The sequence below is a fragment of the Brachybacterium sp. genome (assembly GCF_036379615.1).
Classification (GTDB): Bacteria; Actinomycetota; Actinomycetes; order Actinomycetales; family Dermabacteraceae; genus Brachybacterium.
Map to the genome: position 1 here is coordinate 1 of NZ_DASVGJ010000044.1, position 18,731 is coordinate 18,731.

Genomic DNA, 18,731 nt, shown 5'->3' on the forward strand with positions numbered 1-18,731 from the left:
CACTCCGTCCGGACGGAGTGCACCGCCCCGGGCGGAGTGCTCAGTCCTTGCCGGAGAGCCCCTGCTGGATCAGATCCATCACCGAGGCGTCGGCGAGGGTCTGTGTGTCCCCGACCTCGCGGTTCTCGGCCACATCGCGCAGCAGGCGCCGCATGATCTTGCCGGAACGGGTCTTCGGGAGCTCCGAGACCAGCAGCACCTTCTTGGGCTTGGCGATCGGTCCGATCTCCTTGCCCACATGGGCGCGGAGCATCTCGGGGACCTTCTCCTCGCCGCCGTCCGCGGCGATCGCCTCGTCGTTGCCCGAGCGGAGGATCACGAAGGCCACCGGGGTCTGGCCAGTGGTCTCGTCATTCGCGCCGACCACCGCGGCCTCGGCCACCCACTCGTGGCTGACCAGTGCAGATTCGATCTCCATGGTGGACAGGCGGTGGCCGGAGACGTTCATGACGTCATCCACGCGGCCCAGCAGCCAGATGTCGCCGTCCTCGTCGCGCTTGGCGCCGTCACCGGCGAAGTACAGGCCCTCGAAGCGGGACCAGTAGGTCTCCTTGAAGCGCTCGGGATCCCCCCAGATGCCGCGCAGCATCCCGGGCCAGGGCTCGTCGAGCACCAGGTACCCGCCCTCGCCGTTGCCGACGGACTCCCCTGCGTCGTTGCGCACGTCGGCGCTGATCCCGGGCAGCGGGACCTGGGCGGAGCCCGGCTTGGTCGAGGTGACGCCGGGCAGCGGGGAGATCATGATCCCGCCGGTCTCCGTCTGCCACCAGGTGTCCACGATCGGGCAGCGGTCCCCGCCGATGACACGGCGGTACCACATCCAGGCCTCGGGGTTGATCGCCTCGCCGACGCTGCCCAGCAGGCGCAGCGAGGACAGGTCGAACTTCGCAGGGATGTCCTCTCCCCACTTCATCGCGGTGCGGATCGCGGTGGGCGAGGAGTAGAACTGGGTGACCCCGTACTTCTCGATGATCTCCCACCAGCGGCCCTGGTGCGGAGCGTCCGGGGTGCCCTCGTAGATCACCTGGGTGGTGCGGTTGGCCATCGGCCCGTAGACCACGTAGGTGTGTCCGGTGACCCAGCCGACGTCCGCCGTGCACCAGTAGACGTCGGTGGAGGGCTTGAGGTCGAAGACGTTGCGGTGGGTGTAGGCGGCCTGTGTGAGGTAGCCGCCGCTGGTGTGGATGATCCCCTTGGGCTTCCCGGTGGTGCCGGAGGTGTAGAGGATGAACAGCGGGTGCTCGGCCTCGACGATGACGGGCTCGTGCTCGGTCGAGGCGCTCTCGCGGGCCTCGTGCCACCACACATCGCGCCCCTCGGTCCACTCGACCTCGCCGCCGGTGCGGCGCACCACGAGGACCTTCTCCACGCTGTCGCCGCCCGAGGCGAGCGCCTCATCGACCGCGGGCTTCAGCGGCAGCTGCTTGCCGCGACGGTTCTGGCCGTCGGCGGTGATCACGACGCGGGCTTCCGCGTCCTCGATGCGGGAGCGCAGCGCGTCCGCGCTGAAGCCGCCGAACACCAGCGAGTGCGGCGCGCCGAGGCGGGCGCAGGCGAGCATCGCGAAGACGGTCTCGGGGATCATCGGCATGTAGATCGCGACCCGGTCTCCGGTCCGCACCCCGAGGTCGACCAGGACGTTGGCCATGCGGGAGATCTCGTCCTTCACGTCCGCATAGGTGAAGGAGGCGTCGGAGCCGTCCTCGTACTCGGCGAGCAGCGCGACCTGGTCGCCGTGCCCGGACTCGACGTGGCGGTCCACGCAGTTGTAGGCGACGTTCAGGGTGCCGTCGGCGAACCATCGCGCGAAGGGCGGGTTCGACCAGTCGAGCGTCTCGGTGAACGGGGTCTCCCAGCTGAGCAGGCTCGCACGGGAGCGCCAGAACGCCAGACGGTCGCGCTCCGCCTCCTCGTAGAGGGAGGGACGTGCGACCGCGTTCTGCACGAACTCGGAGGACGGGGAGAACGTACGGCTCTCCTGGGAGAGGTTCTCGATCCCGGTGGCGGCGTCGTCGGTCATCAGTACTCCTGGTTCACGGGCCCCGGGGAGCCGGGGCGGAGGGACGCGGCCACCGTATCGCAGGAGACCCACGTCACGCGCGCCCGGTCACGCTCCGGGGACGGTCCTGACCCCGCGGATCCGGCAGGCTCTTCACCGTCCCGGCCCCTGACTCCCCGGAGCGGAGGAGCTCAGCGCGCGGCGCGCGGGTGGATCTCCACCGTCAGCCCGTCAGGATCCGTGACGCGCACGCTGCGGGCACGATCCCCCTCGACGAGGCGGGCCGGGTGACCGGCCGCGGTGAGCCGCTCCGCGAGGGCGTCGAGCGCCTCGGTGGTCGAGAAGCCGAGACGCACCTGGAGGCAGTCACCGAACTCCTCCCCGGTCGGACGGGTCCTGCGGTCCTCGGGAACGGGTCGGTGCAGACCGATCGTGCCGGCCCGGCCGGGCCCGCGCAGCTCCCGCCACCACTGGTCGCCTGCACCCTCGTGGTCGCCTGCATCCTCGTGGTCCGCTGCGTCGTCGGCGACGAATCCGAGCCGGGCGAACCAGGCGGCGTCGCGCCCGAAGTCCTCGCTCATGACGACGGCCGTCACCGCCAGCCGGTGGTCGCCTGCCGAGGGGTCGTGCCCCTGGTATCCGTAGAGGTCGCTCTGGTGCTCGTTCAGCGACACCCCCTCGCCGGCCGGCCCGTCGAGGCGGCCCTGCCTGCCATAGCTCTCGTCCCAGATCGTCGCCTCGATCCCCGCATCGGCGAGGTCCCGGGCCGCTCGGTCGGCGTCCGGGACGGCGAGGCACAGGTCGGTGTCGCCGTGCGCGGCGCCGCTCTCGGCACCCTGGACGGAGTGGACCATCACTCGACCGGCTCCCGCGACGAGATCGCCGAATCCGTCATCCCCTGCCGTGATCGCAGGGGCCATGCCGAGGGTGCGGAGGAAGGCGATCAGCGCCTTGGGGTCACGGGTGAAGCGGAGGGGGAAGACGGTGAAGCCGGGGCCGGGCTCGGGTCGGAGGGTCTGCTCGGTCATGTCGATCTCCTCAGGCGTCGTCGCGCTGGTCGATGGAAGGGGTGAGGTACTGCGTCAGCGCCGTCTCGACGAGGGCGCTGAGACTGGTGGATTCGTCGATCGCCCGGTGCTTGACCGCGACGACGAGCTCTTTGGGGAGGTACACGTTGAACTGCACCTTGGGTGCGGGTGCGGGTGCGGGCTCTGCCACGTCTTCTACCATGCAAGGATGCTAGCATCCTTGCTCGGCGCGACACGCCGACCACCCCCTGTCGTGCCCGCAGGCGGGTCTGCCCCGCCCTCCCCACGTCGTGAACGCCTGCTCGACGCCGCAGGCCGGACGACTACCGTGAGGCCTCATGGCTCCTGATCCCGCCGTCTCCCCGGCACTCCTGGCTCCGGCTCGTCTGCGCGAGCTCGAGATCCGCAATCGCCTCTGGCTCGCCCCGATGTGCCAGTACATGGTCCAGGAGCAGGACGGCATCCCCACCGACTGGCACCTGGTGCACCTGGGGGCGAGGGCCGTCGGCGGCTTCGGCCTGATCGTCACGGAGGCGACCGCTGTCGCCCCGGAAGGGAGGATCAGCCCCCAGGACACCGGCCTGTGGAACGCCGAGCAGACCGCGGCCTGGCGCCGGATCACCCGTTTCTGCCAGGACCAGGGCGCGAAGGTCGCCGTTCAGCTCGCCCATGCCGGACGCAAGGCCTCCACCTGGCCGGCGCTCCCCCGATTCCGGTCCCGGCGCGGCACGGTGCCCGAGTTCGCAGCGGGCTGGCGCGCCGTCGGCCCGACCCAGGACCCCTTCCCCGGACTCGATGCCCCCGACGCGCTGAGCGCGGCGGACATCGCCTCCGTGGTCCGGGCGTTCGTCGAGGCCGCGCAGCGCGCTGAGGAGGCCGGTTTCGATGCGATCGAGCTGCACTTCGCCCACGGCTACCTGGTGCACGAGTTCCTCTCACCCCTGGTGAACACACGCACCGACGAGTACGGCGGCGACGGACCGGGCCGACGACGCCTCGCGCTGGAGATCGCCTCCGCGGTCCGCGAGCAGTGGCCGGCCGAGCGCCCGCTGATCGTGCGGCTCAGCGCGACCGACTGGATCGACGGCGGCTGGGACATCGAGCAGTCCGTCGAGCTGGCCCGCGAGCTCGAGGACGCGGGAGTCGACGCCCTGCACGTCTCCACCGGCGGCGCGGTGGTCGCGGACATCGCCGTCGGCCCCGAGTACCAGGTCGGTTTCGCCCGCACGCTGCGAGAGGCTGTCTCCCTGCCGGTGGCCGCCGTCGGCCTGATCACCGATCCCGCCGGAGCCCAGCAGGTGCTGGAGCGGGGCGATGCCGACTTCGTCGCGGTAGGGCGCGCCGCGCTGCGCGAGCCGGGATGGCCCCAGCGCGCGGCGCACGAGCTCGGGGTGCGCGACGGCGCGCTCTACCCGGGCGCCTACCACCGGGGCACCTGGTGAGCTCCCACCGGGTCCGCGGCGACGCCCGACGGCGCTGGGTCGGGGACGCGGTCGAGGTCGAGGTCGAGGTCGAGGTCGGCGGATGATCCTGGTCACCGGGGCGAGCGGAGGAGTCGGGACCGCCCTCTGCCTGGCCCTGGCGCGCGAGGGGGAGCATCTGGTGCTCACCGCTCGCGACGAGGGGCGACTGGAGGCGCTCGCCGCCCGCGTGCGCACCGCCGGCGGCACCGCCTCGACGCACCCCTGCGATCTGCGCGACCAGGAGGCGGTCTCGGCACTGGCCGCGCAGGTCCTCGCCCAGCACGGGACGCCGCAGGCCGTGGTCTCCCTGGCCGGCCACTCGATCCGCCGCGATCTCACCCAGACCTTCGGCCGACCGCACGACCTGGTGCGTCTGACCGGCACGAACCTGCTGGGACCCGCCGCTCTGCTGCTCGCCCTGCTGGAGCCGATGTGCGCGGCAGGACGAGGTCGCCTCATCGCCGTGACGAGCGCCTCCGCCCGGATCCCCACCCCCGGCTGGGCGGCGTACGGCGCCTCGAAGGCGGGACTGGACACCTGGCTGAGGGCGCTGCGACCGCAGGCCGCTCAGCACGGAGTGCAGATCACCGTGGTGGAGCTGCCGCTGGTCGCGACCGCCATGGCCGCTCCGACGTACGGCCGCGCGCCGCGAGGGGCGCTGACCCCCGAGCAGGCGGCATGGCGCGTGCTGCGCGCTCTGCGGTCCCGGCGCACCCTGCACTCCCCGCTGTGGTCACGGATCGGCGCGGTGCTCTCCCAGGCCGCGCCGTCGATCGCCGCGGAGGCCGCAGGCCGGGCCGAGCACCTGCTGCGCCGGGTCACGGTGCGTGAGCACCCACGGGCGGGCCGCGGTCACGGGGACCGACCGACTCCCCAGCCAGCTTCCCGGCCGGCCTCCCGGTATCTCCGCGCACGACCTCTGGGGCGAGGGCGGCGATCATGAAGCTCCTGCAGGCCTCCACTGCGCTGCGCGCCAGGGTGGCGCTGCATCCGCGGGCGATGGTCCTCACCGATCACCTCGGCACGCTGAGCGCCGGCGAGCTGCTCGATCTGGTGCAGCTGCACCGTCGGCGACACCGCGGGGCACCGGTGACGGACCTGGGCGACCTCCCGGCCACCGCGCCGCTGCGCCAGGTGCTAGTCGCCGCACTCGCCGGCGACGGGGTGCTCGCGCCGCGCTCGAGCGGCACCACGGGCGCTCCCCGCCTCCATCGTCGCGGTCCGCTGAGCCCGTCCCAGCTGCTCACCCTCTCCGACCTGGGCCGCCGCATCGGGCTGCGACCCGGCAGGAGCATCGCCAGTCTCGCCCCCGGCGTGCACGGCCATGGGCTGATGGTCGCCCTCGGCGCCCTCGGGATCGGCGCACCGCTGGTGGACCTCACCCACCTGCCCGGCCCAGCCCGCATCGCGCTGCTGCACCGCAGCTCCCCCGCACTGCTCACCGGCATCCCCGTGCACCTGGTGAACCTGCTGCGGGCGGAGCAGGAGCTCGGCCGGGGCATCCCGCTGCACATCCCGCGGGTGGTCTCCGGATCCGATGCCCTCTCCACCGCGCTGCGCGCAGAGCTCGCCCGACGATTCCGGGCCCGCGTGCACGACGTCTACGGCACCACCGAGACCGGGTCGCTCACCGTCGACGGCCGGCCGCTGCGCGGCGTGCACCTGCGGGAGGCCGACGGGCTGCTGCACGCCAGAACCCCCTTTACCAGCGGTCGCGAACGGGTCACCGATCGCGGCCGGATCGCCGCCGATGGCACCGTCCACGTGCTCGGGCGCGCGGACGGCGCCGTCTGCTCGGGAGGGATGCTCCATGACCCGGCCGCAGTGGTACGGGTGCTGCTCTCCCAGGACGGGGTGGCACGGGCACGGATCCGAGTGGTCTCCGACCCTCGCTTCGGAGTGCGCACGCTTGCCGAGGTGGAGCTCACAGCGCTGCCCCATGGCGCCCCGGCCCCGACCCCGGAGTCGCTGCGCGCACTCATCCACGACCGGCTGGGAGCGGCGGCGGTGCCGCGCGGGGTGCGGGTGGGGCCCCCGGAGCTCAGCAGTCCGGGACGCTGACCGGGACCGCGGTGACCGCGAGGCCGCCCATCGCGGTCTCCTTGTAGCGCTCGTTCATGTCCTTGCCGGTCTGGCGCATGGTCTCGATGACCGTGTCCAGGGAGACGAAGTGCTCGCCGGTGCCGCGCAGGGCGAAACGGGCGGCGGTGATCGCCTTGACCGCCGCCATGGCATTGCGCTCGATGCAGGGGACCTGCACCAGTCCACCGACGGGGTCGCAGGTCAGCCCCAGATTGTGCTCCATCGCGATCTCCGCGGCGTTCTCGACCTGGGCGGGTTTGCCGCCCATCGCCTCGCACAGCGCGGCGGCCGCCATCGAGCAGGCCGAGCCCACCTCGCCCTGGCAGCCCACTTCGGCACCGGAGATCGAGGCGTGCTCCTTGTACAGGGAGCCGATCGCTCCGGCGGTGAGCAGGAAGCGCACCGCGATCTCGTCGGGATCCACACCCTCGATGTAGGTGGTGGCGAAGGAGAGCACGGCCGGGACGATTCCGGCGGCGCCATTGGTGGGCGCGGTGACGACACGGCCTCCGGCGGCGTTCTCCTCGTTGACGGCGAGCGCTGCGAGGGAGACCCATTCGAAGGCGTTCATCGGCAGCCGCACCGGGTCCTCGGCGGAGAGGGAGTCGTACCAGGAGGACGCACGCCGCTTGACCTCGAGCCCTCCGGGGAGGATCCCGGGGGTCCTGGTGCCGCGCTGGATGCAGTCGTCCATCGCCCGCCAGATCGTCAGCAGACCCTCCCGGATCTCCTCGTCGCTGCGCCACTGGCGCTCCCGCAGCATCATCGCCTCGGAGATCGAGATGCCGCGGTCCTCGCACACCCGCAGCAGCTCGTCGCCGGTGGTGAAGATCGTGCGCCCCTCGTCCTCGGCGGCGACCTCGGCGATCGAGCGGTCCATATCCGCTTCGTCGACCACGAAACCGCCGCCGACGGAGAACATCGGCCGACGCAGCAGCTCGGCCCCGTCGGCATCCAGCGCGATGAACGTCATGCCGTTGGAGTGCTGGGGCAGGAAGGTCAGCGGATGGAGCACGATCGTGGACGGGCGCAGGGAGATCGGCAAGGAGCCGTCCAAGCGCAGTCCGCCCTCCTGCTCGATCTGCGCGACCCGCTCGAGCCCGGCCACCGGATCGACCGTCTCCGGGTCCGCGCCCTCCAGCCCCATCACCACGGCGTTGAGCGTGCCGTGGCCGGAGGCGGTGGCGGCGAGCGAGCCGTACAGGTGCACATCGACCTCGGCGATGCGGGATCCGAGGTCAGGGTCGGCGAGGGCGTCCTGGGCGAACATCGCCGCGGCCCGCATGGGCCCCACGGTGTGCGAACTCGACGGGCCGATGCCGATCTTGAACATGTCGAACGTGCTGATGCTCATCGCGTGCCTCCTCGGCGTCTCGTCTGCTCCTCCTCGAACAGCCGGTCATCTCCTCATCGTCCGCCACGACGGCGCGGTGCGCGCGACGGCGCGCCCGAGCGGCCACGGCCCTGACCCTTCCCGGTCCCGCCGGAGCGCCCGCGGCCCTGATCCTCCGCGGCCCCGCCGGAGCGTCCGCGCCGCTCTCCCGAGCCCGCGGCTCCGCGACCGCGGCCTCCTTCAGCGGCGCCTCCGGTGGCACCACCGCTGTTCCGGCCGCCGCTGCCGCTCCGGCCGCCGCCGCTCCGCACGCCACCGCGAGAGCCGCTGTTCCGACCGCCGCCGCTGCGACCGCCGCGGCCGCCACCGGATCGCGAGCCTCCGCGACCTCCCCGCTCCTCGGGCTCCTCCTCCCAGGAGGCACGTCGCTCCTCGTTCGCGCGACGCTCGTCCGCCTTCCGGGCATCGGCGCCCTTGGCGCGGGAGAGGTCGAGCTTGCGCGGTGCGCCCTTGTACTTCACTGTCGCCGGGTCCTCCGCGGGTTCGCCGGCCGGGGTCCGCCCGCCGAGCTCCGCGAGCGCCGGATGCTCGGCGGAGGAGACGTCCTCGACCCAGCTGGGCTCCACCTCCGCCTCGGCGAGGATCCGCTGCGAGGAGCGGAGCTGGTGGGGCAGGGCGAGCGTGACCACGCTGCCTGCGGCGCCCGCCCGGGCGGTGCGGCCCGAGCGGTGCACGTACTCCTTGACGTCATCGGAGGGGTCGACGTGGACCACCATCGAGATGTCGTCGATGTGCAGTCCGCGGGCGGCGACATCGGTGGCGACCAGCACCGGGAAGGCCCCCTCACGGAAGCCTGCCAGCACGTTCGTGCGCAGCCCCTGCTGCTTGTTCCCGTGCAGCGCCGCGGCGGGCACTCCCACCTCGATGAGCTCCTGCGCCACGCGCTCGGCGCCCAGCTGGGTGCGGGTGAACATCAGGGTGCGGCCCGCGCGCGCCGCGAGCTGCGCGGTGACCGTGCGCTTGGCCTCGGGGGCGATCGCCAGGACATGATGGTCCATCGTCTTCACGGCCGCGGTGACCGGAGTGGTCTCGTGGTTGACGGGATCCACCAGGAAGGCATCGACGATCTCCTCGACCTGGCCGTCCAGGGTCGCGGAGAAGAGCATCTTCTGGGTGCCCATCGGGATCGCGGCGAGGATGTCGCGCACGTCGGGGAGGAAGCCGAGGTCTGCCATGTGATCGGCCTCGTCGATGACGGTCGTCTCCACCAGGTCCAGCTGGAGCGCGCCGCGCTCGGCGAGGTCGATGAGACGGCCCGGGGTCGCCACCACGATCCCGACGCCGCGGGCCACCGCGTCGGCCTGCTTCTCGATGTTCATGCCGCCGGAGACCAGCTGCGCCGTGGTCCCCACGGCGCGGGCGAAGGGATGGATCGTGTCGACCACCTGCACCGCGAGCTCGCGGGTGGGGACCAGCACCACACCGAGCGGCCGACGGCGATGGACCTTGCGGCCGCGGAAGCGGGCGGTCATCGCCAGGGTGAAGGCGAGGGTCTTGCCGGAGCCGGTCTCCGCACGGGCGAGCACATCGCGTCCGGCGAGGGCGTCGGGCAGGATCGCCGACTGGATCTCGAAGGCATGCTCGAGCCCCTGATCGGCGAGGACGCCGAGCAGCTCGTCGGGCAGCGCCATGTCCTCGAACCGCTCGGAGCGGTGAGCTGAGCGGCGACGGGCCTTGGGCATGGTGATCCTCCTGACGAAACGGACGTCCCCATCATCCAGCATGCGGCATCGGTGAGAGAATGGGAGCGATGTTGCGCACTCTGATGACCTCGAAGATCCACCGAGCCACCGTCACGCAGGCAGACCTGCACTACGTGGGCTCGGTCACGATCGACCCCGATCTCACCGAGGCCGCGGGCCTGGTCGAGAACGAGCAGGTCTCCATCGTGGACATCACCAACGGCCACCGCCTGGTCACCTACGTGATCGAGGGCGAGCGCGGCTCGGGTGTGATCGGCATCAACGGAGCGGCCGCCCACCTCGTCTCCCCCGGCGATCTGGTGATCATCATGGCCTACGGACAGCTGGACGCCGCCGAGGTCGCCGCCCATCGCCCGCGCGTGGTCCACGTCGACGAGAACAACCGCATCGTCGCCCTCGGCGACGACGGCGCCCAGCCGGTCCCGGGGATGGCCGACCAGATCGACGGCCGCACCTCGCACGGGATGCGCTGAGGCCGCCGGACCGCTTCGCGCACAGAGCTCGACCGATGCAGGTCTCGGCTCACGCGGGCCCCGACCCGCGCGCCGTGGCCTCACCTGCCGACTCCTGAGTGCTGACTGCGTGGTGTCCGAGCAGTGGCCCCCGGAACCCCCTTTCCCACAGCTGGACTAGCATCTCTGCGGTGAGCGTCTACTCCTCCCCCGTCCCGCTGTGACCGGGGTCCTCGCCGGCTTCTTCATCGTCTGGGCCCTGATCGGCGTGGGCTGGGTGGTGGGCCGCACCGGTGTGCTCGGCCCCCATGGCCGCTATGTGCTGAACCGTTCGACCTTCTTCGTCGCCTCCCCCGCCCTGGTGCTGGTGGGTCTGCTCGAGTCGGAGGTGCGCGAGGTGCTCTCCCTGCCCATGGCCGTGGCCGGCATCTCGGGGCTCGCCACCGGCGCGATCCTGCTCGTCGCCGTGGCGCTGTTCACCAGGCGCCGGGGAGCGGATCTGGTGGTGACCGCGATCAGCGGCTCGGTGGTCAACGGCGCGAACATGGGCTTCCCGATCGCCCTGTACGTGCTCGGGGACATCTCCCATGCCCTGCCGGTGATCCTCTTCCAGCAGGCCGTGTACACACCCCTGTACCTGTTCGTCCTGCACCGGGTGACCGAGGAAGGCTCGTCGGGCCCCGCCGGGGTGCTGCGCAGCATCGTCGCGAACCCCACCATCATCGCCTCCGCCGTCGGCCTGGTCCTGGTGCTGGTGGGGGTGAGGATCCCTGCGGTGGTGCTCGAGCCGGTCCACTCGCTCGCGGACATGGCGATCCCCGCCATGCTGCTGGCCTACGGCCTCTCGCTGTACGGCTCCAGGCCGCTCGCCAAGGACGACGGCTATCGCGGACTGATCGCCGTCGCCTCGGGCTCCAAGCTGCTGCTGATGCCGGTGATCGCGCTGGGCGTGGGCCTGCTGCTGGGGCTGCGGGACACCGCTCTGTTCGAGGTGGTGGTGATGGCCGCGCTGCCCACCGCACAGAACGTCTACGTCGCCGCTGCGCGCTACCGAGCCTCGGAGAACCTCGCCCGCGACACGGTCCTGATCACCACCATCGGCACCGTGCTGGTGCTGCTCGCGATCTCCGCCCTGCTCGGGGTCTGAGCAGTCACGGGGGGCGCGCTCTCACGGGCGCCTCCGCCGCATCGGCGCATCCGGGGCGGCACGGTAGGATGGCCGGGTGACTCGACGGCTCCTGCTTATGCAGCCGCGTCGGACAAGGCCCGTGCCCACCACGCGCTCCTGAGAGCGTGCCGGTGCGCACATGAGGCACCGATGCGGCTCCCCTCGCCCGCGCGAGGGTTTTTTCATGTCACGAGACCATGTCACACAACACCTGGCGGCTCCCGCCGCGATGATCCTTCGGAGGACGATTCACCCATGAGCGAGGCCCCGCACCGATACACCGCCGCCGTGGCGGACGAGATCGAACGCCGCTGGCAGCAGCGCTGGGACGAGGACGGCACCTTCCACGCCGACAACCCCGTCGGCGAGCTGCGCGGCTCCGCCGGGTCGCTCGAGGAGGCGACGACCGCGGCGACCTCGCGGTCGGCCGAGAAGATGTACATCATGGACATGTTCCCCTACCCCTCGGGGGCGGGACTGCACGTGGGGCATCCGCTGGGCTACATCGCGACCGACGTGGTCGCCCGCCACCAGCGGATGATGGGCAGGAACGTGCTGTACACGATGGGCTACGACGCCTTCGGCCTGCCGGCCGAGCAGTACGCCGTCCAGACCGGCACCCATCCGCGCACGACCACCGAGTCGAACATCGCGAACATGCGCCGCCAGCTGCACCGTCTGGGTCTCTCCCACGACCCGCGCCGCACCCTGGCCACCACGGACCCGGAGTTCGTGAAATGGACCCAGTGGATCTTCCTGCGCATCTTCGACTCCTGGTACGACCCGACAGCGCCGAACGCCGACGGGATCGTGGGTCGGGCACGCCCGATCTCGGAGCTGCGCGAGGCCCTGCGCGCCGGCACGGTGGACCCCTTCGCCCTCGCGGACCGTTCGGGGATCGAGCTGCCGACGCAGTGGGTGGGGCGCAGCGCGGCCGACGTCCCCGGCGCCTCCGACGCCGAGCTGACCTCCCTGGCGGACGCCTTCCGCCTGACCTACATCTCCGAGACCCCGGTGAACTGGTGCCCGGGCCTGGGCACCGTGCTGGCCAATGAGGAGGTCACCGCCGAGGGACGCTCCGAGCGCGGGAACTTCCCGGTGTTCACGCGCCGGCTGCGGCAGTGGAACATGCGCATCACCGCCTACGCGGACCGGCTGATCGACGACCTGGACCGGGTGGACTGGCCCGAGTCGATCCGGGCGATGCAGCGCAACTGGATCGGACGCAGCCACGGCGCCCAGATCACCTTCCCCGCCACCGGGCTCGACGGCGGCGGTGAGGCGAGCTTCGACGTGTTCACCACCCGCGCGGACACCCTGTTCGGTGCGACCTTCTGTGTGCTCTCCCCCGAGCACGCCCTGCTGGAGGACGTCCGGACGCTGCCGGCCGCGTGGCCCGAGGGCACGCAGGACGCCTGGACGGGCGGTGCACAGAGCCCCCGCGCGGCCGTGACCGCCTACCAGGCGCGCGCCGCCTCCCTCGGGGAGGACGAGCGCACGGCCGAGGACCGCGAGAAGACCGGCGTGTTCACCGGGCTCTTCGCGACCAACCCGATGGACGGCCGGGAGCTGCCCGTGTTCACCGCGGACTACGTGCTGACCGGCTACGGCACCGGCGCGATCATGGCAGTGCCCGCCGAGGACGAGCGGGACTTCGAGTTCTCCGCGCGCTTTGATCTGCCGGTGATCCGGACCGTGCGGCCCCCCGTGGACTTCGCCGGCGGCGCGTGGACCGGCGAGGGCGAGAAGATCAACTCCGCGAGCGCCGAGCTGGACCTGAACGGCCTGGACAAGGACGAGGCGAAGCGGCGTGCCACCGCCCACGCCGAGGCGAAGGGATTCGGTCGCGCTCGCACCACCTACCGTCTGCGGGACTGGCTGTTCTCCCGTCAGCGCTATTGGGGCGAGCCCTTCCCGATCGTCTACGACCCCGAGCACCCGGAGGTGCCGATCCCGCTGCCGGACTCGATGCTGCCGCTGGACCTGCCGGAGGTCGCGGACTTCTCCCCCAGGACCTTCGACCCGATGGATGCGGACACCGAGCCGCAGACCCCGCTCTCCCGCGCCACCGACTGGGCTCGGGTCGAGCTGGACCTGGGCGAGGGGCCGAGGACGTACCTGCGCGAGACGAACACGATGCCGCAGTGGGCGGGCTCCTCCTGGTACCACCTGCGCTACATCGACCCCACCGAGGACGAGGTCCTGGTGCGGCCCGAGAACGAGAAGTACTGGCTGGGCTCCCGCGAGGACGGCGGCGTGGGGGGTGTGGACCTGTACGTGGGCGGTGTCGAGCACGCGGTGCTGCACCTGCTGTACGCCCGGTTCTGGCACAAGGTGCTCTTCGACCGCGGGGACGTCTCCAGTCAGGAGCCCTTCCACCGCCTGTTCAACCAGGGCTACATCCAGGCCTTCGCCTACACGGACTCCCGCGGCGTGCACGTCCCGGCGGAGGAGGTCGTGGCAGAGGCCGACGGCACCTTCACCTACCAGGGCGCGCCCGTCACCAAGGAGTACGGGAAGATGGGGAAGTCGCTGAAGAACGCCGTGGCCCCGGACGACATGTATGAGGAGTACGGCGCGGACACGCTGCGGGTCTACGAGATGTCGATGGGTCCGCTCGACCTGTCACGGCCGTGGGAGACCCGGGCCGTGGTCGGCTCCCAGCGCTTCCTGCAGCGCCTGTGGCGCCTGGTGGTGGATGAGGAGTCCGGCCGACTGACCCTCTCCGACGAGCCTGCGGACCGCGCCACCCAGCAGGCCGTGCACCGCGCCATCGACGGGGTCTCCCGCGACATGGAACGGATGCAGTTCAACACTGCGATCGCCAAGCTGATCGAGCTGGTGAACCACCTGACCAAGCAGCTCACCGCGACCGGTTCCACCCCCCGCGAGGCGGTCGAGCCGCTGGTGCTGATGGTCGCACCGCTGGCCCCGCACCTGGCCGAGGAGCTCTGGGCACGCCTGGGCCACACCGGGAGCATCTCCCGCGTGGCCTACCCGGTGGCAGATCCGGAGCTGCTGAAGGCTGATCAGGTGACCTGCGTGATCCAGGTCAAGGGCAAGGTGCGCCACCGCATCGAGGTGGACCCGGAGATCTCCGAGGCGGATCTCGAGGCGGCGGTGATGGCCGAGCCGCGCGTGCAGGAGCTGCTGGAGGGCCAGACCGTCCGCAAGCTGATCATCCGGGCACCGAAGATCGTGAACATCGTGGTGTGAGCGGCTCCTGAGCTCCGCTCCCCGCCGCCTCGGCCCCAGGACCTCATGTCCTGGGGCCGAGCTCGTTCATGGGTCGGGGCGTGCTCGGAGGCAGAGCCGTGCTCGGACGCGGCGCCGTGCTCGGAGGCGGTGCCGTGCTCGGAGGCGGGGGTGTCCGCGGGGTCGACGATCGTTCCTCCACAGTCCCGAGTCATCCACATCGTCGGTCCTGTCCGGGACGTGAGGTCCGCACAGTGCCTACGGTCGCGCCATGAACACTTTCTGGGGATGCGACACCGCGACCATGACGGAGCTGTCCGGGGACTTCGGATCAGGAGCCGAACGGATGCAGGCCCTCCTCGCGCGTGCGGCCGACGCGCGACGCTCAGCGACCTGGTTCGGACCGGATGCCGAGGAGCACCGCTCGCTCACCGATGAGCTGGTCGAGCGTGCGCGCACGATCGCGGAGGCGGTGCGCCGTCTCGGCGAGCTGCTGGAGCGGGAGTCCGCAGCGCAGGATCTCTGCTCCGCGGTCGAGGGCGGGTCCGATCCGACCGACCCGCTGCGGGTGCGCGCCCTGCTGCCGTTCCTGGGCGGCGGGGACCTTCCCCGCCTGGCCGGAGCCCCCGAGGGCGGCTGGGGTCCGTTGATCGGCGGGCCGCTGCAGGTCGAGGATCCGACGGGCCTCGCCGACCGGCTCCCCGCTCTTCCCGACCTGGGTGATCTCGGGCCGTTGATCGGTGGGCCGCTGAGGCACGAGCCCGCACCTGCTTTCCCCCGCCCGGCTCCCGTCGCGCCGGATGAACGTTACGACCTGGAGCCCGGGCACCTCGCCGATGCCGAGAGCATCCGTCGCCTGGGACTCAGGAAGGTTCCCGTGGTGGGCCTCGTGCAGGGCGCCATGAGCGCGCACGAGGCGATCGGCGGCCTCTATGACGGGGCCGAGCAGCTGCTGGTGGACAACGACCTCGGTTCCCTCACCCCGCTCGTCGATGTGGCACGCACGCCTCACACCCTCTCCGAGCCGATCCTCGGTGACGGCTCCGTCGCAGGGCAGATCGCCTCGGGGGTCGACCGAGGCATCGCCAATGTCCTGCAGACCACCGGCGAGGTGTCCACGGCGCTCGGCGCAGGGGACCTCTCCGGTGCCGTCGGCGCCGCGGAGCGCGGCCTGTACCGGAACATCGACGCGACGGCGGACGTCCTCGCCGCCACCCCGCTCCCGGCCCTCGCCCAGACCGCCTCGGACGTGCTCGGCACCGGAGGAGATGTGGCCGACCTCGTCTCTCCCGGTGCGGGCGAGCCGCTGCATGCTGCGGAGGGAGGTCTGCAGCGCATCCATGACGACTGGCAGGGCGTCCACGACACCGTCACCGACGCCGAGCAGCTCTACGATCTCCGCCGCCAGTACGCGCCGATGCCGTGGGACGGAGCTGTCTGAACGCTCCGTTCGCGCCGGGCCTGGACGTCACTCCAGAGTCGCCGTCAGCTCCTCCTCGCCGTCGCCTGCCACCACCAGCACGAGCCCGTGATCCTGAGGATCGACCCCGACCTCGACCCGCTGCCCGTCCTGCACCTCGCCACGCAGGATGAGCCGCGCGAGGCCGTCGCCGATCTCCTTCTGGACCAGCCGCTTCAGGGGACGTGCCCCGTACATCGGATCGAATCCCTCGGCGGCGAGCCAACTGGTCGCCTCTGCCGTGACGTCGAGGCTGATGCGCCGCTCCCGCAGCCGCTCGGAGACCTCCCGAACCTGCAGAGCGACGATGCGGGCCAGCTGCTCACGGTCCAGGGCATCGAACATGACGATGTCGTCCAGGCGGTTGAGGAACTCCGGCTTGAAGGAGGCCCGCACCACCTGCATCACCCGATCGTGCTTCTCGGTCTCCGAGAGCACCGGGTCCTGCAGCGCGTGCGCACCCAGGTTCGAGGTGAGGATGAGGATCGTGGAGCGGAAGTCCACGGTCCGTCCCTGGCCATCGGTGAGACGGCCGTCGTCGAGCACCTGGAGCAGCACATCGAAGACGTCGGGATGGGCCTTCTCGATCTCGTCGAGCAGCACCACCGAGTAGGGACGGCGTCGCACGGCCTCGGTGAGCTGGCCGCCCTCGTCATAGCCGACGTAGCCCGGGGGCGCGCCGACCAGCCGGGAGACGGTGTGCTTCTCGCCGTACTCCGACATGTCGATGCGGATCATCGCCCGCTCGTCGTCGAAGAGGAACTCCGCGAGCGCCTTGGCGAGCTCGGTCTTGCCCACGCCCGTCGGTCCGAGGAACAGGAACGATCCGGTGGGACGGTGCGGGTCCGCGATACCGGCCCGGGCACGTCGCACCGCGTCGGAGACCTCCCCGACGGCGCGCCGCTGCCCGATCAGGCGCTGACCGATGATCCCCTCCATCTGCAGGAGCTTCTCGGTCTCCCCCTGCAGCAGGCGTCCGGCCGGGATCCCTGTCCAGGCCTCGACCACCTCGGCGATGTCGTCGGCGCCCACGTGGTCGGCGACCATCGGGCGCTCCTGATCGCCGTGCCCGCCGGCCTCCTGCTCCTCCGCCTCGCGCAGCTGTTCCTTGAGCGAGGGGATGTCGCCGTACAGAATCTTCGAGGCCGCGGTCAGATCACCGTCGCGCTGGGCACGATCAGCCTGCATGCGCAGCTGCTCGAGCTGTGCCTTGAGATCGCCCACGAGGTTGAGCCCGGCCTTCTCCCGTTCCCACCGGGCGGAGAGCTCGTCGCGCTGCTCGGTGCGGTCCGCCAGCTGGGCACGCACGGACTCCAGCTGGGCGAGGCTGCCCGGATCATCGCTGCCGGCGAGGGCGAGCTCCTCCATCTTCAGCCGGTCCACCTGCCGGCGCAGGATGTCCAGCTGCTCCGGTGAGGAGTCCAGCTCCATGCGCTGGCGGGAGGCGGCCTCGTCGACCAGGTCGATGGCCTTGTCCGGCAGCTGCCGGCCGGAGATGTAGCGGGAGGACAGGGCCGCGGCGGCCACCAGGGCACCATCGGTGATGGTCACCTTGTGGTGCGCCTCGTACTTGTCCTTGAGCCCGCGCAGGATCGTCACCGTGTCCTCGACGCTGGGCTCTCCCACCAGCACCTGCTGGAAGCGGCGCTCGAGCGCGGGATCCTTCTCGATGTTCTCGCGGTACTCGTCCAGCGTGGTCGCCCCGACCATCCGCAGCTCGCCGCGGGCGAGCATGGGCTTGAGCATGTTGCCGGCGTCCATCGAGCCGTCGCCGGAGCCCCCTGCGCCGACCACCGTATGGAGCTCGTCGATGAAGGTGATGATCTGACCGCCCGAGGTGCGGATCTCGTCGAGCACGGCCTTCATCCGCTCCTCGAACTCACCGCGGTACTTCGAGCCCGCGACCATCGAGGACAGGTCCAAGGAGATCAGCCGCTTCCCGCGCAGGGAATCGGGGACGTCCCCGGCGACGATGCGCTGGGCGAGGCCCTCGACGACGGCGGTCTTGCCGACGCCCGGCTCACCGATCAGCACGGGATTGTTCTTGGTGCGCCGGGAGAGCACCTGCACCACGCGGCGGATCTCGGCGTCCCGCCCGATCACCGGATCCAGCCGACCCTCGCGGGCCATCTCGGTGAGGTCGACGCCGAACTTCTCGAGGCTCTGGAAGGTGCCCTCGGGGTTCTGGGAGTCCATCTGGTTCATACGGTCATCTCCTGAGGTCAGGGTCCGGACGGCATCGCGCAGTGCTGCCGGGGTCGCCCCGGCTGTGGAGAGCAGGCGGGCGGCGGCGTCCTTGCCGAGTGCGATGCCGATCATCAGATGCTCGGTGGACAGGTAGGTGCGACCCGCGGCGTCGGCCTCTCGCCGCGCCGCCTCGAGGGCGTCGAATCCGGTGCCGACGAATGTCGGGGACGAGCCGCCGCGGGCACGAGGCAGTGCGTCGACGGCCTGGGCCGCCCGGCGGCTCACCTGCTCGGGCTCCGCACCGACCGCCTCGAGCGCGGCCCGGCCGATGCCGTCGTTCTGGCCGATCAGCGCCCACAGCAGGTGGAGGGAGCTGATCTGGGGGTTGCCGAGCTCGACGGCCCTCTCCGCCGCGGCGGTGACGGCCTCCTGCGCACGGGTGGTGAACTGGAACTCCATGGGGCTCCTCTCCTGCGGTCTCTGGTCTTCTCCTCAGCACACCGCAGACCCTGTCCTGCGATGCGCATCGACCCCAACGTCAAGCAAGTTGAGTCTATTCCACTCAACTTCAGTTCTCGCTGCCACGAGAGGCACGCCTCCCG

13 protein-coding genes are annotated in these 18,731 nt (G+C 71.3%); 7 read left to right on the forward strand and 6 right to left on the reverse strand.

The window, feature by feature from the left end:
* Window positions 1-40 precede the first annotated feature (40 nt).
* The 3 genes from acs to VF289_RS08395 form a co-directional block, all read right to left on the reverse strand.
* Window positions 41-2,020, reverse strand: coding sequence for an acetate--CoA ligase (gene acs, locus VF289_RS08385; RefSeq protein WP_330883005.1), 1,980 nt, complete (start codon window positions 2,018-2,020; stop codon window positions 41-43).
* A gap of 170 nt (window positions 2,021-2,190) precedes the next feature.
* Complete coding sequence (locus tag VF289_RS08390) at window positions 2,191-3,027, reverse strand: hypothetical protein (RefSeq protein WP_330883007.1); 837 nt, start codon at window positions 3,025-3,027, stop codon at window positions 2,191-2,193.
* A gap of 10 nt (window positions 3,028-3,037) precedes the next feature.
* Window positions 3,038-3,229, reverse strand: coding sequence for a CopG family transcriptional regulator (locus VF289_RS08395; RefSeq protein ID WP_330883009.1), 192 nt, complete (start codon window positions 3,227-3,229; stop codon window positions 3,038-3,040).
* 136 nt (window positions 3,230-3,365) lie between these two features.
* On the opposite strand from VF289_RS08395, the gene VF289_RS08400 reads away from it, so the two are divergent.
* The 3 genes from VF289_RS08400 to VF289_RS08410 all read left to right on the forward strand — a co-directional run bounded on the left by VF289_RS08400 (window position 3,366) and on the right by VF289_RS08410 (window position 6,551).
* Window positions 3,366-4,469: an NADH:flavin oxidoreductase/NADH oxidase gene (locus tag VF289_RS08400; RefSeq protein WP_330883011.1), complete on the forward strand. Its 1,104-nt coding sequence runs from the start codon at window positions 3,366-3,368 to the stop codon at window positions 4,467-4,469.
* A gap of 82 nt (window positions 4,470-4,551) precedes the next feature.
* A complete protein-coding gene (locus VF289_RS08405; protein ID WP_330883013.1) occupies window positions 4,552-5,433 on the forward strand; it encodes an SDR family NAD(P)-dependent oxidoreductase in 882 nt (293 codons plus the stop codon).
* Window positions 5,430-6,551, forward strand: a complete 1,122-nt coding sequence (locus VF289_RS08410; RefSeq protein WP_330883015.1) for an AMP-binding protein — start codon at window positions 5,430-5,432, stop codon at window positions 6,549-6,551. The genes VF289_RS08405 and VF289_RS08410 overlap by 4 nt, the downstream gene beginning before the upstream one ends.
* Here the strand turns inward: VF289_RS08410 and VF289_RS08415 are convergent.
* Both VF289_RS08415 and VF289_RS08420 read right to left on the reverse strand, forming a co-directional pair.
* Entirely contained in the window at window positions 6,532-7,926 is a 1,395-nt protein-coding gene (locus VF289_RS08415) for an L-serine ammonia-lyase (RefSeq protein ID WP_330883017.1), read from the reverse strand. The genes VF289_RS08410 and VF289_RS08415 overlap by 20 nt on opposite strands.
* A 53-nt stretch (window positions 7,927-7,979) precedes the next feature.
* Window positions 7,980-9,647 (reverse strand): DEAD/DEAH box helicase, encoded by a 1,668-nt coding sequence (locus tag VF289_RS08420; protein ID WP_330883019.1) that lies wholly within the window; start codon window positions 9,645-9,647, stop codon window positions 7,980-7,982.
* Window positions 9,648-9,715: 68 nt separating this feature from the next.
* Here VF289_RS08420 and panD point away from each other — a divergent pair, with 68 nt between their 5' ends.
* From panD to VF289_RS08440, 4 genes are all read left to right on the forward strand, one after another.
* A complete protein-coding gene (panD, locus tag VF289_RS08425; RefSeq protein ID WP_330883021.1) occupies window positions 9,716-10,141 on the forward strand; it encodes an aspartate 1-decarboxylase in 426 nt (141 codons plus the stop codon).
* A gap of 199 nt (window positions 10,142-10,340) precedes the next feature.
* Entirely contained in the window at window positions 10,341-11,267 is a 927-nt protein-coding gene (locus tag VF289_RS08430; RefSeq protein ID WP_330883023.1) for an AEC family transporter, read from the forward strand.
* A gap of 276 nt (window positions 11,268-11,543) precedes the next feature.
* Window positions 11,544-14,504, forward strand: coding sequence for a leucine--tRNA ligase (leuS, locus tag VF289_RS08435; protein WP_330883025.1), 2,961 nt, complete (start codon window positions 11,544-11,546; stop codon window positions 14,502-14,504).
* A 250-nt stretch (window positions 14,505-14,754) separates the two neighbouring features.
* Entirely contained in the window at window positions 14,755-15,924 is a 1,170-nt protein-coding gene (locus VF289_RS08440; RefSeq protein ID WP_330883027.1) for a hypothetical protein, read from the forward strand.
* A 27-nt stretch (window positions 15,925-15,951) separates the two neighbouring features.
* Here VF289_RS08440 and VF289_RS08445 read toward each other — a convergent pair whose 3' ends face one another.
* Window positions 15,952-18,588, reverse strand: a complete 2,637-nt coding sequence (locus VF289_RS08445; RefSeq protein WP_330883029.1) for an ATP-dependent Clp protease ATP-binding subunit — start codon at window positions 18,586-18,588, stop codon at window positions 15,952-15,954.
* Window positions 18,589-18,731: the final 143 nt, after the last annotated feature.

Coding starts and splice junctions, on each gene's coding strand:
- VF289_RS08400 (WP_330883011.1), top strand. CDS start 3,366: ATGGCTCCTGATCCCGCCGTCTCCCCGGCACTCCTGGCTCCGGCTCGT.
- VF289_RS08405 (WP_330883013.1), top strand. CDS start 4,552: ATGATCCTGGTCACCGGGGCGAGCGGAGGAGTCGGGACCGCCCTCTGC.
- acs (WP_330883005.1), bottom strand. CDS start 2,020: ATGACCGACGACGCCGCCACCGGGATCGAGAACCTCTCCCAGGAGAGC.
- leuS (WP_330883025.1), top strand. CDS start 11,544: ATGAGCGAGGCCCCGCACCGATACACCGCCGCCGTGGCGGACGAGATC.
- VF289_RS08415 (WP_330883017.1), bottom strand. CDS start 7,926: ATGAGCATCAGCACGTTCGACATGTTCAAGATCGGCATCGGCCCGTCG.
- VF289_RS08410 (WP_330883015.1), top strand. CDS start 5,430: ATGAAGCTCCTGCAGGCCTCCACTGCGCTGCGCGCCAGGGTGGCGCTG.
- VF289_RS08395 (WP_330883009.1), bottom strand. CDS start 3,229: ATGGTAGAAGACGTGGCAGAGCCCGCACCCGCACCCGCACCCAAGGTG.
- panD (WP_330883021.1), top strand. CDS start 9,716: ATGTTGCGCACTCTGATGACCTCGAAGATCCACCGAGCCACCGTCACG.
- VF289_RS08445 (WP_330883029.1), bottom strand. CDS start 18,588: ATGGAGTTCCAGTTCACCACCCGTGCGCAGGAGGCCGTCACCGCCGCG.
- VF289_RS08420 (WP_330883019.1), bottom strand. CDS start 9,647: ATGCCCAAGGCCCGTCGCCGCTCAGCTCACCGCTCCGAGCGGTTCGAG.
- VF289_RS08440 (WP_330883027.1), top strand. CDS start 14,755: ATGAACACTTTCTGGGGATGCGACACCGCGACCATGACGGAGCTGTCC.
- VF289_RS08390 (WP_330883007.1), bottom strand. CDS start 3,027: ATGACCGAGCAGACCCTCCGACCCGAGCCCGGCCCCGGCTTCACCGTC.